Origin of the sequence: Bacillus sp. FSL K6-3154, assembly GCF_040869395.1 — a bacterium.
GTDB classification, from domain to species: domain Bacteria; phylum Bacillota; class Bacilli; order Bacillales; family Bacillaceae; genus Bacillus; species Bacillus safensis.
This window is the reverse complement of sequence record NZ_CP152033.1, coordinates 358,697-372,364: the sequence shown is the minus strand read 5'-3', so window position 1 is coordinate 372,364 and position 13,668 is coordinate 358,697. Positions and strand designations below refer to the sequence as shown.

The 13,668-nt window shown below is 42.1% G+C and carries 14 protein-coding genes and 1 other annotated feature; of the genes, 13 read left to right on the top strand and 1 reads right to left on the bottom strand.

The genetic code is table 11. The features are described 5' to 3' along the window. The first annotated feature begins 20 nt into the window (after positions 1 to 20). Positions 21 to 228 (top strand) — a binding site (T-box leader). A gap of 80 nt (positions 229 to 308) precedes the next feature. The 12 genes from alaS to udk all read left to right on the top strand — a co-directional run bounded on the left by alaS (position 309) and on the right by udk (position 12,163). Further along, the gene (alaS, locus tag MHH61_RS02110; RefSeq protein WP_125586662.1) at positions 309 to 2,945 is read left to right on the top strand and encodes an alanine--tRNA ligase; all 2,637 of its coding nucleotides are present in this window, start codon (positions 309 to 311) and stop codon (positions 2,943 to 2,945) included. Between the two features lie 89 nt (positions 2,946 to 3,034). Beyond that, positions 3,035 to 3,301, top strand: coding sequence for an IreB family regulatory phosphoprotein (locus tag MHH61_RS02105; RefSeq protein WP_008358522.1), 267 nt, complete (start codon positions 3,035 to 3,037; stop codon positions 3,299 to 3,301). A gap of 3 nt (positions 3,302 to 3,304) precedes the next feature. Beyond that, positions 3,305 to 3,721 (top strand): Holliday junction resolvase RuvX, encoded by a 417-nt coding sequence (gene ruvX, locus MHH61_RS02100; protein WP_025092420.1) that lies wholly within the window; start codon positions 3,305 to 3,307, stop codon positions 3,719 to 3,721. A 15-nt stretch (positions 3,722 to 3,736) separates the two neighbouring features. Then, on the top strand, positions 3,737 to 4,018 hold the full coding sequence (locus MHH61_RS02095; protein WP_024423112.1) for a DUF1292 domain-containing protein: 282 nt from the start codon (positions 3,737 to 3,739) through the stop codon (positions 4,016 to 4,018). A gap of 154 nt (positions 4,019 to 4,172) precedes the next feature. Beyond that, on the top strand, positions 4,173 to 4,739 hold the full coding sequence (locus MHH61_RS02090; protein WP_125586660.1) for a biotin transporter BioY: 567 nt from the start codon (positions 4,173 to 4,175) through the stop codon (positions 4,737 to 4,739). Continuing rightward, on the top strand, positions 4,736 to 6,199 hold the full coding sequence (locus MHH61_RS02085; protein ID WP_125586658.1) for an acyl-CoA synthetase: 1,464 nt from the start codon (positions 4,736 to 4,738) through the stop codon (positions 6,197 to 6,199). Before MHH61_RS02090 ends, MHH61_RS02085 begins: the two co-directional genes overlap by 4 nt. Beyond that, positions 6,187 to 7,275, top strand: coding sequence for an acetyl-CoA C-acyltransferase (locus MHH61_RS02080; RefSeq protein ID WP_125586656.1), 1,089 nt, complete (start codon positions 6,187 to 6,189; stop codon positions 7,273 to 7,275). The genes MHH61_RS02085 and MHH61_RS02080 overlap by 13 nt, the downstream gene beginning before the upstream one ends. 73 nt (positions 7,276 to 7,348) lie before the next feature. Next, the gene (mltG, locus tag MHH61_RS02075; RefSeq protein ID WP_125586654.1) at positions 7,349 to 8,431 is read left to right on the top strand and encodes an endolytic transglycosylase MltG; all 1,083 of its coding nucleotides are present in this window, start codon (positions 7,349 to 7,351) and stop codon (positions 8,429 to 8,431) included. Positions 8,432 to 8,642: 211 nt separating this feature from the next. Then, positions 8,643 to 9,308, top strand: coding sequence for an O-methyltransferase (locus MHH61_RS02070; protein WP_024423109.1), 666 nt, complete (start codon positions 8,643 to 8,645; stop codon positions 9,306 to 9,308). Next, positions 9,305 to 10,234 (top strand): peptidase U32 family protein, encoded by a 930-nt coding sequence (locus MHH61_RS02065; protein WP_125586652.1) that lies wholly within the window; start codon positions 9,305 to 9,307, stop codon positions 10,232 to 10,234. The genes MHH61_RS02070 and MHH61_RS02065 overlap by 4 nt, the downstream gene beginning before the upstream one ends. Before the next feature lie 20 nt (positions 10,235 to 10,254). Continuing rightward, on the top strand, positions 10,255 to 11,523 hold the full coding sequence (locus MHH61_RS02060; protein WP_024423107.1) for a U32 family peptidase: 1,269 nt from the start codon (positions 10,255 to 10,257) through the stop codon (positions 11,521 to 11,523). A gap of 7 nt (positions 11,524 to 11,530) precedes the next feature. Continuing rightward, positions 11,531 to 12,163: a uridine kinase gene (gene udk, locus MHH61_RS02055; protein WP_024423106.1), complete on the top strand. Its 633-nt coding sequence runs from the start codon at positions 11,531 to 11,533 to the stop codon at positions 12,161 to 12,163. 52 nt (positions 12,164 to 12,215) lie between these two features. On the opposite strand, the gene MHH61_RS02050 is transcribed toward udk, so the two are convergent. Next, positions 12,216 to 12,569, bottom strand: coding sequence for an Ig-like domain-containing protein (locus tag MHH61_RS02050; RefSeq protein ID WP_125586650.1), 354 nt, complete (start codon positions 12,567 to 12,569; stop codon positions 12,216 to 12,218). A gap of 623 nt (positions 12,570 to 13,192) precedes the next feature. On the opposite strand from MHH61_RS02050, the gene greA reads away from it, so the two are divergent. Beyond that, positions 13,193 to 13,666, top strand: a complete 474-nt coding sequence (gene greA / locus MHH61_RS02045; RefSeq protein WP_008358505.1) for a transcription elongation factor GreA — start codon at positions 13,193 to 13,195, stop codon at positions 13,664 to 13,666. Positions 13,667 to 13,668 lie beyond the last annotated feature (2 nt).

Here is a 13,668-nt window from a genome sequence, read left to right as displayed (position 1 = left end):
TAATTTCGATTCATACATATTGAAATTCAATGACGGACCCGAGTACGTTAAAAAGCTGTTGCAGAGAGAGGCTTTATTTGCTGAGAAAAGCCTTATCAGACCTTTAACGGAAGCTAGTCCCGAGTGCAGATAAACACTGCCGCTCTCTTCCGGCGTTATCGGATGTGAAGGTGATAGACGAATGTGTCTATAATCAGGGTGGTACCGCGAGAACATCTCGTCCCTGTGTAAGTCGTTTTGTGCTTGCATAGGGCGGGATGTTTTTTCGTTTGTGTGGAGATTGATGAATGATAAGGGAGGATTTTTGAATGAAAACTTTAACTTCAGCTCAAGTACGTCAAATGTTTTTAGACTTTTTTAAAGAAAAAGGACATGCTGTAGAACCGAGTGCGTCACTTGTACCGCATGACGATCCAACACTTTTATGGATCAACAGTGGGGTGGCAACATTAAAAAAATACTTTGATGGCCGCGTCGTACCTGACAATCCGCGTATTTGCAACGCGCAAAAATCGATTCGTACGAATGATATTGAAAATGTAGGGAAGACAGCACGTCATCACACGTTCTTTGAAATGCTTGGCAACTTCTCTATTGGTGATTATTTTAAAGAAGAGGCCATTGAATGGGCGTGGGAATTCCTCACAAGTGAAGAGTGGATTGGCTTTGATCCGAATTTGTTATCTGTGACAGTCCACCCAGAGGACGAAGAAGCATATATCCTTTGGAGAGATAAAATTGGTGTGCCTGAAGAACGTATTATTCGTCTTGAAGGCAACTTCTGGGATATTGGCGAGGGCCCAAGCGGACCGAATACAGAAATTTTCTATGACCGCGGTGAATCATACGGTGACGACATGAACGATCCAGAATTATATCCAGGCGGAGAAAACGAGCGTTATCTAGAAGTATGGAATCTCGTGTTCTCTGAATTCAACCATAATCCAGATGGATCATACACTCCACTGCCGAAGAAAAACATTGATACAGGGATGGGCCTTGAACGAATGGTATCTGTCATTCAAAATGTGCCAACGAACTTCGATACAGACCTTTTCATGCCGATTATTCGTGCAGTCGAAACCATTTCTGGAGAAAGCTATGGTTTGGCGAAGGAAAAAGATACAGCATTTAAAGTCATTGCTGACCACATCCGGACAGTTGCCTTTGCTGTAAGTGACGGAGCACTTCCTTCCAATGAAGGCCGCGGATATGTATTAAGACGTTTGCTGCGCCGCGCTGTGCGTTATGCAAAAACGATCCATATCCACCGTCCGTTTATGTATGATCTAGTGCCAGTTGTTGCTGAGATCATGAAGGATTTCTACCCAGATGTACAAGCAAAAGAAGAATTTATTGCGAAAGTCATCAAAAACGAAGAGGAACGTTTCCACGAAACACTGAACGAAGGGTTAGCTATTTTGTCAGAAGTGATTAAAAAAGAAAGAGACAAAGGAAGCTCACAGATTTCAGGTGAAGATGTATTTAAGCTGTATGACACGTATGGATTCCCTGTCGAGCTGACAGAAGAATATGCAGAAGATGAGAACATGACAGTTGATCGAGAAGGCTTTCAAGCGGAAATGGAGAAGCAGCGTGAACGGGCAAGAAATGCGAGACAAGATGTCGGCAGTATGCAGGTTCAAGGCGGCGCATTAGGCGATATTAAAGTGGAAAGTACCTTTGTTGGCTACGAAAATTTAACTGCGGATACTCGCATTATCGAATTGCTTCAAAATGGTGAAATTGTCTCGGAAGCACATGAAGGAGACACGGTGCAAATCTTGTTAGATGAAACACCTTTCTATGCGGAAAGCGGCGGACAAGTAGCGGATAAAGGAACACTAAAAAGTGCAGAAGCCATCATTGAGATCAAAGATGTGAAAAAAGCGCCAAACGGTCAGCATGTCCATGAAGGAGTCGTTGTAAGCGGTACGGCTCAAAAAGGTCTCGAGGTCACTGCTGAAGTGGAATCAGCTCTTCGAAAAGGGATTGTCAAAAACCATACAGCGACACACCTTCTGCATCAGGCGCTCAAAGATGTATTAGGAAGCCACGTAAACCAAGCAGGTTCATTGGTAAATGAAAACAGACTTCGCTTTGATTTCTCTCACTTTGGACAAGTGACGAAAGAAGAATTGTCTCAAATTGAAAAAATCGTCAACGAAAAAATTTGGGAAGGCATCTCTGTTGCCATTGACCTGAAACCAATTGCTGAAGCAAAAGAAATGGGTGCAATGGCGCTCTTTGGCGAGAAGTATGGCGATATTGTCCGTGTTGTCCAAGTGGGCGATTACAGCATCGAGCTATGCGGCGGCTGTCACGTGCAAAACACTGCGGAAATCGGTTTGTTTAAAATTGCATCTGAGTCGGGTATTGGTGCTGGAACACGCCGTATTGAAGCTGTGACTGGTAAAGGCGCTTATGAAGAATTAAATGACCAGCTGGCGATTTTAGAACAGGCAGCAAATGAGCTGAAGTCAAATACGAAGGATGTACCAAAACGGATTGCTTCATTACAGGCAGATTTAAAAGAGGCTCAAAGAGAAAACGAATCTCTCCTTGCGAAATTAAGCCAAGCAGAAGCTGGCTCTATTTTAGAGAAAGTGACAGAAGTTGGCGGAGTGAAAGTATTAACTGAAAAAGTAAATGCTAAAGACATGAACCATTTAAGAACAATGGTTGATGACTTAAAAGCTAAATTAGGATCAGCTGTCATCGTCCTGGGAGCCGTTCAAAACGGAAAAGTAAACATTTCAGCAGGAGTAACAAAAGACGTGATCGAAAAAGGTCTGCATGCAGGGAAGCTTGTGAAGCAAGCAGCTGAAATCTGCGGCGGAGGCGGAGGCGGACGTCCAGACATGGCACAAGCAGGCGGAAAACAACCAGAAAAGCTTGAAGAAGCACTGGCAACTGTCGAAGAATCTGTCAAATCCGTTTTATAATCAGGCAATGTAGTGTAGAATAATGGTATTAGATGAGCGGTTAGAAAAAAGCTTGCTAGTAGAATGTTGGAAGAGAGGTGCAAGAAGCAGTGAGTTCATTTGATAAGACAATGAAGTTTAACTTCTCTGATGATTCAGCTGAAACCAATGTGAATGAAGTGCTCATTACAGTTCATGACGCACTCCAAGAAAAAGGATACAACCCGATCAATCAAATTGTCGGATACTTGCTGTCAGGCGACCCTGCTTATATTCCAAGACATCAGGATGCACGCAACCTAATTCGTAAACTAGAACGAGACGAATTAATTGAGGAATTGGTTAAATCGTACTTAGAGACACATAAAGAGGCGTAAAACATGAGAATTTTGGGCTTAGATTTAGGCACGAAAACCCTTGGTGTTGCGATCAGTGATGAAATGGGATGGACAGCGCAAGGGGTTGAAACAATTAAAATTGATGAAGCAGGCGGAGACTTTGGTCTCAGCCGCCTGTCTGAGATCATAGCGGAATACGGAGCGGATAAAATTGTACTTGGCTTTCCAAAAAATATGAACGGTACGGTCGGTCCTAGAGGCGAAGCCAGCCAATCATTTGCGAAAGTGCTAGAAAACACGTACAATGTTCCTGTTGTGCTTTGGGACGAGCGTCTGTCAACAATGGCAGCGGAAAAAATGCTCATCTCTGCAGATGTGAGCAGACAAAAGCGTAAAAAAGTCATTGATAAAATGGCGGCTGTCATGATCCTGCAAGGATATTTAGACAGCTTAAATTAAAATGAGGTGAATCAAATGGAACACGGAGAAAAGCAAATTACAATCGTTGATGATAATGGAAACGAACAGCTTTGCGAAGTACTATTTACTTTTGAAAGCGACCATTTTAACAAATCTTATGTCCTTTACTACCCAATTTCTGAACAAGACAATGAGGAAATTGAAATTCATGCATCAAGCTTTACACCGAACGAAGACGGTGAAGATGGCGAGCTAGAGCCGATTGAAACAGATGAAGAATGGGACATGATTGAAGAAACGTTAAATACGTTCTTAGATCAAGAAGACGAAGAATAGAACAAATAAAAGGCCTGTGAACAGATCTTCTTGATCTTTCTTCACTGGTCTTTTTTTACGATCAATATGTTAACTTAATTTTATTTTATGTTGACATAATGAATTGTACCTTTTACTCTGTTTTTAACAATAAATTGAGTGAGGGGCATGGAGATTGAAAATACAAGATATGATGCAAATAGCGTTAATGACAGCGGTCATCGGGATGTTAGGCTTGATCCCGCCGATTTTACTTACATTTACACCTGTACCGATTACATTGCAAACCGCAGGTCTTTTGCTTGCTGGGGGGCTGTTAAAGCCAAAACAAGCACTGATCAGTTTATGTCTTTTTCTTTTGGTTGTGGCAGCAGGCGCACCTCTTTTGTCAGGCGGGAGAGGCGGGATAGGGGTCTTCTTTGGTCCAAGCGGTGGTTTTCTTCTTGCTTATCCTGTTGCTGCCTTCATGATCAGCTTATGGGTGAACCGGCTGAAAAAAGTAACCGCACTGCGTCTTTTTGTGATCTATGCGGTTTGCAGTATTGTGATTTTGTATATGTGCGGCATCCCCTTTCAAGCCATGATGATGCATATTAAGGTGTCGCAGGCCGCTTTCCTTAGTTTGATTTATCTTCCAGGTGATCTCATCAAAGCGGGAATGTGTGCTGTCTTTACGGTCAAAATCATACAGGCCATGTCATATCGAAATTGGGATCTGCATAAAGGGAGGCGTGCAGTTTGAACAGAATAACGGAAAGCTATGCAGTACATGCAGAAATGAAACCAGATCAGATTGCCATCATAGATGAGCAAGAAAGCATTACATATCAAGATTGGTACGAACGTGTACAGAGATCAGCGCAGTGGTTACAAGGAACGGCTCATCAGCAAAAAAGAATCGCTTTTTTATTATCAAATGGTGCTTCTTTTTTGCAAATATTTGCGGGCGCTGCTTGTGCAGGGTGGACAGCCGTTCCGCTTGATCCGAGATGGAGTCATGAAGAATGTGTTGAAAAGCTCTTGTTAAGTGAGGCGGATCTCGCCATTATAGAGGATCGATTGATGAAAAGATTTGAACAAAGCAGCGTAGACATACCGATTATTTCTTTATCTGAATGGAAGGAAAGAATGAGCCTTCTCACAGACAGTCCAGATAACAGCTGCGATACCGAGAAGGATCCTGTCTTTTATATGGGATTTACGTCAGGATCAACAGGCTCACCGAAAGCCTTTATTAGGCGTCAGCAGTCGTGGATCGAGAGCTTTCGAATGACCACCGCTTCATTTGGAATCACTCATCAAGATCATGCTCTTATATTAGGTACACTCTTATCCTCTCACTTTTTATATGGTACCATCAGTACATTATACTTTGGCGGCACAGTGACGCTTTTAGAAAAATTTGTGCCAGTAAAAGCGAAGAAAGCCTTAGAGACAGGTGATATCACCGTGATGTATACTGTCCCAACAATGACAGAAACGTTACTGCAAATCGATGCTTTTAGAGGGGACAATCCGCTTCTTGTCATGTCATCGGGAGCAGATTGGAGCAGCTCTTCAAAAGAACAGCTCGTCACCAACTATCCACATGTCACTTTTTTTGATTTTTATGGCACATCAGAGTTAAGTTTTGTCTCTTATTTGTCTTCAAATGATTTTCTGCAAAAACCTTCTTCTGTTGGACGGCCTTTCTCCTCCATTCAAGTAGAAGTAAGGAACCCCGATCAATCTGTCTGTCAGCCAAATGAAACAGGGAGGATTTATGTGAAAAGCCCAATGACTTTTTCAGGCTACTTACATGAGGAGAAACCGCCGCAGGAGTGGCTGACAGTTTACGACATGGGATGGTTGGATGAAGACGGTTATCTGTATATGAGCGGTCGTGAGAATGGCATGATTGTCTATGGAGGACTGAATATTTTCCCAGAGGAAATTGAGCGTGTGCTAAATGAACAGCCAGAGGTAAAACGGTCGATTGTGGTTGGCGTTCCTGACCCATATTGGGGTGAAATCCCTGTTGCCATACTGGAGCAAGTGCCGCAAATAAAGGCGGTTCGACAAGCTGTTAAAGAAAAGCTGGCGGCCTACAAGGTACCAAAAAAATGGCTTGTGATTGATCAAATGATTGAAACATCCGGCGGAAAAATAGCCCGCGCGAGCATGAAAAAGTGGGCGGAGGAGCAATTGTCATGCAAGCAGTGATCGTAGAAGCAAAACGAACACCCTTCGGTGACAAAAATGGGATGCTGAAAAATTATCGCCCAGAGCAATTAGCCGCTCCCCTTATCCGGCATTTGTCTCAGATCATGACACCGGATGACGTCATATTAGGCAATGTCGTCGGAGGCGGTGGAAATATGGCCCGTCTGTCCTCATTAGAAGCAGGTCTTCCTTTACACGTTCCTGGTATGACAATTGACAGGCAGTGTGCCTCTGGTCTTGAAGCGATCCGAACAGCTTGCGTCATGGTTCAATCGGGGGAGGGCACGATGTATATCGCTGGCGGGACTGAGAGCATTTCCAGCTCACCAATGAAAGAGAGAGCACGCTTTTCACCGGAGCGGATAGGAGATCCGCATATGGGAGAAGCAGCAGAGCTGACCGCGTCGGCATTTTCTGTTACGAGAAAAGAACAAGATGACTATGCCCTTTTGAGCTGGGAAAGAAGTTTAGCGGCATTCACACATGGTACATATTCAGAAGAAATCGTTTCGATTGACGGGATGAACATAGATGAAGCGGCTGCTAAAATAAGACCGATGGCAAAGCTGATCAAGCGGGCAAAGTCTGTATTTTTACCGGGAAAAGGAACTGTGACTGCCGCCAATAGCTGTAAGGAAGCAGACGGAGCAGCCGCCGTCGCTGTGATGGAAAGATCGCTAGCGGAAGCAAGTGGATATAAGGTGATGCTACGGTATGCCGGAAGTGCTGTGACAGCGATACATCCTCATTTTCCAGCTGCTTCACCAATTGATGCGATCAAGAAGCTTTTACATCAAGAGAACATCAAGGCAGAGGAAGTGGCGCTATTTGAAATCAATGAAGCGTTTGCGCTGAAAGCTGCACTTATTGCCCGGACGCTAGGGATACCATATGACCGAATCAATAGAAGAGGCGGTGCACTTTGCCTTGGGCATCCTTACAGCGCGTCAGGAGCTGCTATGATGGTGAGATTATTTTATGAAGGGCGCGCCTTACCGAATGGAAGCTATGTCATGGCTGCTATTGGAAGTGGTGGCGGCATTGGTTTAGCCGTGTTATGTCAAGTTCTGTCATGACATGCATAAGCAAGGAATTGCCGAACTCCGTCGAATCATGTACTATAAAAGCTAGATGTGAGGAGGGCCATGCATGTTTTCAGAACAAAAGAAACGACCATTCTTCAAGAGAAAAATGGGGATCGTCCTGTTATCTGTCCTTGCTGTCATCATCATTGCAGCATTATCAGGCTTTTTATATGTTAAATCAGCACTCGGACCGGTCGATCAAAAAAGCAAACAAACCATTAATATTCATATTCCAAATGGGACATCTGTCCGCGAAATTGCAGGCATTTTAAAAGAAAATGGGCTCATTTCGAATGACACGATTTTCACTTATTATGCAAAATACAAAAAGGCGTCCGGCTTTAAAGCGGGATATTTCCATTTAAAACAAACAATGGACGCAGACACGCTGATCAAAAAGCTGACATCTGGCGGGACAGATTACGCCTTTCAGCTTGTGATTCCAGAGGGAAGACAGCTGTCTGATATTGCAGTCATTATTGCAAATCAGACGAATTTTTCAGCGAAGGAAGTTGAAGCGAAGCTGGATGATCCTGCTTTTATTCAAACGTTAATGAAAAAATATCCGAAAACCGTGACATCACAAGTGAATGGAAAACAGGTGAAACATCCGTTGGAAGGTTATTTATTCCCTGCTACGTATCCATTTTATCGTGAGGATGAATCGCTCGAAACGATCATTGAAACGATGATTAAACAAACAGATCAATACGTGAAAACGTATGAAAAAGACATGAAAAAGAGAAACATGTCCATACATGATGTGTTAACGATGGCTTCACTGATTGAAATGGAAGCAACAGAAAAGACAGATCGGGCAAAAATCTCAAGTGTATTCTATAACCGGTTGAAAAAAGATATGCCGCTTCAAACTGATCCAACCGTTCTTTATGCACTTGGTGAGCATAAAACCCGCGTGTATTACAAAGACCTAAAAGTGAAATCTCCTTATAACACGTATAACAACAAAGGGCTGCCGCCTGGACCTATTGCAAATGCGGGTGAATCCTCTTGGAAAGCCGCACTGCTTCCAGAGAAAACGGATTACGTTTACTTCCTTGCGAAGAAAAATGGAGAAGTCGTATTTACGAAAACGTTAAATGAGCATAATAAAGCAAAAGCGAAATACATCACAGGCAGCAATTAATGGACAAGTGAATCGAAAAAGACTGTAGACAATATGAGATTGCCTGCAGTTTTTTTCGTTGGAATCTCCATTTTATAGGTTCGCAATTGCCACTTCTTTGTGGTAAAATATATCGGGTTGTTTTTACTTAGATGAACGAAAGATTGACGAGAAAGAGAGCTGCAATAGGCAGGACTCTTCTTTTTCAGGTCATGAAGGAGCTAGACAGATAATGACTATCGAAGATGATCGAATAAATGATTATATTGAACATTTAATTCACCCAAGTCCTGATGCAATCGCTCAATTAGAGATCTATGCAAAAGAGCATCATGTACCAATTATGGAAAAGGTGAGCATCGAGCTTTTATTGCAGCTGCTTTCGATGAAACAGCCGAAGAAAATTCTTGAGGTCGGGACAGCGATTGGCTATTCAGCAATTCGAATGGCAACAGCTCTTCCAGATGCTGAGATTTATACGATTGAGCGAAATGCAAAGCGCTATGAAGAAGCAACACGGAACATTGAGGAATTAAAGTTAAAAGAAAGAATACACGTGTTTTTTGGTGATGCGATGGAATCGGCTAAAACGGTCCAAACGATGGCGCCCTATGATGTGATCTTTATTGATGCCGCAAAAGGGCAGTACAAGCGTTTCTTTGAATTGTTTGAACCGATGCTCGCTCACGACGGAATGATTATCACAGACAATGTCTTATTCAAAGGCTTAGTGGCAACGAATTATGAAGAAGAAATTGAAGATAAACGAAAAAAACAATTAATTGGAAAAATTGATCGATACAATCAATGGCTCATGTCAAACCCTGATTTCCAAACGTGCATTATTCCAGTTGGAGACGGGATCGCCATTAGTACAAAAAGAGGTGACCAATCATGAAGAAACCAGAATTGCTTGTGACGCCAAGCAGCGTGTCAGACGTACTGCCATTAATTGAGGCAGGAGCTGATGCATTCTTAATAGGCGAACAAACATACGGTATTCGTCTTGCAGGTGAGTTTTCAAGAGAAGATGTGAAACAAACGGCTCTGCTTGCACATGCCCATGACAAAAAAGTGTATGTAGCGATGAATGCGATTTTTCATAATGACCGCGTGCAGCTGCTTGGAGATTATTTAACCTTTCTCGATTCATTAAGCGTGGACGGCGTCGTCTTTGGAGACCCAGCCGTGATCATGGCCGCAAAGGAAACAGGAGTGAACCTGAATCTTCACTGGAGTACAGAAACGACTGGGACAAACTATTACACTTGTAACTACTGGGGCAGAAAAGGCGCATCGCGTGCTGTTCTTGCAAAAGAGCTGAATATGGACAGTGTGATCGACATCAAAGAAAATGCTGAAGTGGAGATTGAAATTCAAGTCCATGGCATGACATGTATGTTTCAATCGAAACGTACGCTCATCGGCAACTACTTTGAATACCAGGGCAAACAAATGGACGTCGAAGGCAGAAATATGGAGGAAGGGCTATTCCTGCATGACCAAGAGCGTCAAAACAAATATCCTATTTTCGAGGATGCAAACGGAACACATATTATGAGTCCAAATGATGTGTGTATGATTGACGAATTAGAAGAGTTTGTTGACGCAGGCATTGACTCATTTAAAATTGACGGAATTTTAAAGTCACTTTCTTATATGACAGAGGTGACATCACTTTATAGAAAAGCAATTGATTTACTAACGACTGACAAAGACGCGTATGAAGATCAGAAAGAGGACTGGGTGAAGCGGATTGAAGAGATTCAGCCAGTGAATCGTTCGATTGATACAGGGTTCTTCTTTAAAGAAACGGTTTATTAAGATAAGAGGAGGCAGAGGAAATGGCATTATTGAAAGATGGTATTTCTGAAATGATTGATGGGAAACGTGTCATTACAAAAAAACCAGAACTGCTTGCACCCGCAGGAAACTTGGAAAAACTGAAAATTGCTGTACATTACGGAGCTGACGCTGTTTTTATTGGCGGGAAAGAATTTGGACTTCGCTCAAATGCAGATAACTTTTCAATTGAAGAAATGGCAGAAGGTGTCGCATTTGCAAACAAATATGGCGCACGCATTTATGTGACAACAAATATCTTCGCCCACAATGAAAACATGGACGGGCTGGAGGAATACCTTCAAGGGATCGAAGGCGCTGGAGTAGCAGGCATTATCGTAGCTGATCCACTGATCATTGAAACATGTAAACGTGTTGCGCCGAAGCTTGAAGTCCATTTAAGCACACAGCAATCTCTTTCAAATTGGAAAGCTGTTCAGTTTTGGAAGGAAGAAGGGCTTGAGCGTGTGGTGCTCGCACGTGAAACTAGTGCGTTAGAAATTAGAGAAATGAAAGAAAAGGTCGATATTGAAATCGAAACATTTATTCACGGTGCGATGTGTATCGCATACTCTGGCCGCTGCGTGCTCAGTAACCATATGACGGCAAGAGATTCTAACCGCGGAGGCTGCTGTCAGTCCTGCCGCTGGGATTATGATCTTTATAAACTAGAAGGTTCTGAGGAAGCGCCTTTATTTGGTGAGGAAGATGCGCCATTTGCAATGAGTCCAAAAGATTTGAAGCTTGTTGAATCCATTCCTCAAATGATCGAAATGGGAATTGACAGCTTAAAAATCGAAGGACGGATGAAATCCATTCATTATGTTGCCACTGTTGTAAGTGTATACCGCAAAGTCATTGATGCGTATTGTGCTGACCCAGACAATTTTGTCATTCAGCAGGAATGGTTAGATGAATTAGATAAATGCGCAAACCGTGACACAGCACCAGCCTTTTTCGAAGGCGTACCAGGAACGGATGAACAAATGTTTGGCATCCATGGGAAGAAAACGACATTTGATTTCGCAGGTCTTGTTCTTCATTATGATGAAAAAGAACAAATCGTGACATTGCAGCAGCGTAACTTCTTTAAGCAAGGCGACGAAGTCGAATTCTTCGGACCAGAAATTGAGAATTTCACGTGCAAAATTGAGACGATTTGGGATGAAAAAGGAAATGAACTAGATGCTGCTCGTCATCCGCTGCAAATCGTCAAATTCAAGCTTGATCAAAAAGTATACCCTAGCAACATGATGAGAAAGGGGAAATAACAGCCACATGAGGAGTAAACCAGTTGTCATTGGTATTGCTGGCGGCTCGGGTTCGGGTAAAACGAGCGTCACCAATTCAATCTATGAAAAATTTAAAGGACATTCCATCCTCATGCTTCAGCAAGATCTATATTACAAAAATCAAAGTCATATGCCATTTGAAGAGCGCCTGCTCACGAACTATGATCATCCGCTTGCATTCGACAATGACCTGATGTTTGAGCATTTGGAACAGCTCCTAAGATACGAATCCATTGAAAAACCAATATACGATTTTAAACTAAATACACGTTCAGAAGAGACGGTTCATGTTGAGCCGAAGGATGTCATTATCGTTGAAGGTATCTTTGCGCTCGAAGACGAACGTTTGAGAGACTTAATGGATATTAAACTGTATGTTGATACAGATGCAGACCTTCGCATCATCCGCCGCATTTTACGCGATACGAAGGAAAGAGGCCGGTCGATCGATTCTGTGATTGAACAATATGTATCTGTTGTCAGACCGATGCATAATCAATTCATTGAACCGACGAAACGATACGCCGATATCATCATCCCAGAAGGCGGCCAAAACCATGTGGCGATAGACTTAATGGTGACAAAAATTCAAACGATTCTTCAAAACCGAGCAGAGTAAATGGTGGAGAAGAAAAAGACCTTTACAGTGTAAAGGTCTTTTCAGCATCATCTTACCAAACTCTCACAAAAACTTGTCCTAAGACAGACGTTCCTTTAAAAAGAGTGATAGTGGCATGGCCAGTTGAATGAGCGGTTACTACTCCAAAAGAGTTAACAGATGCAACTCTCTGGTTGTCTGTCCAATAACGTGTTGCTGCAGCATTATAGACTGAGCACTCCTGACCAACTTTCATAGGTAAATCGTAATTTTGAATTGAAATCACATCTAATGTTTTCAATCCAGAAGTGCATATATTGTTATTGACTGTGAAATCCGCTGTTTCTTTGGCCGAAGCCATGCCCATTAGTGAAAAAGATAAGGTAGAGATGGATAGAACAGAAACAATTGTTTTCTTCATGTTCATTTAAAACACTCCCTAGCATGTATTTGGTCTTGCATTGATAGAATTCAATAAAAACCAAATATTCCCTTGTCAATATTTGTTAATAATGTGTGAACATTTATAAAAGCATCATTCTCGGAAAGAATCTTAAGGGTTTGATATGATAAGAAAACAATGAAGAAAAGAAGAGATGGAGAAATCACTACCACATAGCGAAAGAATGAAGTTGAAAAAGTATATTAAAAAAACGACAAACAAATCATCACAAATTTTCAAACAATTCTTGATCAAAATGCAATTTTGTAATAATATAGCATAGACATATCGTACACTGACCATATTATGTATTGGAAGATGGAGAATGGATAAGCTATTCTTCTACATATGATCGAAATGGCCGAACGAGGTACAGGAGCTTCCTGTGCCTTTCCACAGTTTGTGCGATTTTAGACCGCTGCAAGTGGTCCTGTCTAATAAAAGGCATAATAGTTGCATCTAAAAGGGACGCCATGTAAGATGGACTTTTACGAATATGGTACAGAAGGAATGAGGGCCTGAACATGTCCTCATTCTTGTATATTTCAGTCGTCACTCACGTGCAGAAAGTTTGTATGATGAGGATTAATAGAAGGAGTGAATGATTCATGGCACAAGAGAAAGTATTTCCAATGACAGAAGAAGGAAAACGTAAATTAGAAGAAGAGCTTGAATATTTGAAAACGGTTAAACGTAAAGAGGTTGTAGAGCGTATTAAAATCGCTAGAAGTTTTGGAGACCTCTCTGAAAACTCGGAGTATGATTCTGCTAAAGAAGAGCAGGCGTTTGTAGAAGGCCGTATTACAACGCTTGATAATATGATTCGTAATGCTAAAATTATCGAAGATGAAGGAAACTCAAATGTGGTTTCACTTGGTAAAACGGTGACATTCGTTGAATTACCAGACGGGGAAGAAGAGTCTTACACAATTGTTGGAAGTGCAGAAGCTGACCCGTTCGAAGGCAAGATTTCAAACGATTCACCTATTGCAAAAAGCCTTTTAGGTAAACAAGTAGACGACAAAGTAACCGTTCAAACACCTGGCGGAGAAATGTTCGTCCAAATTGTAAAAATTTCATAATC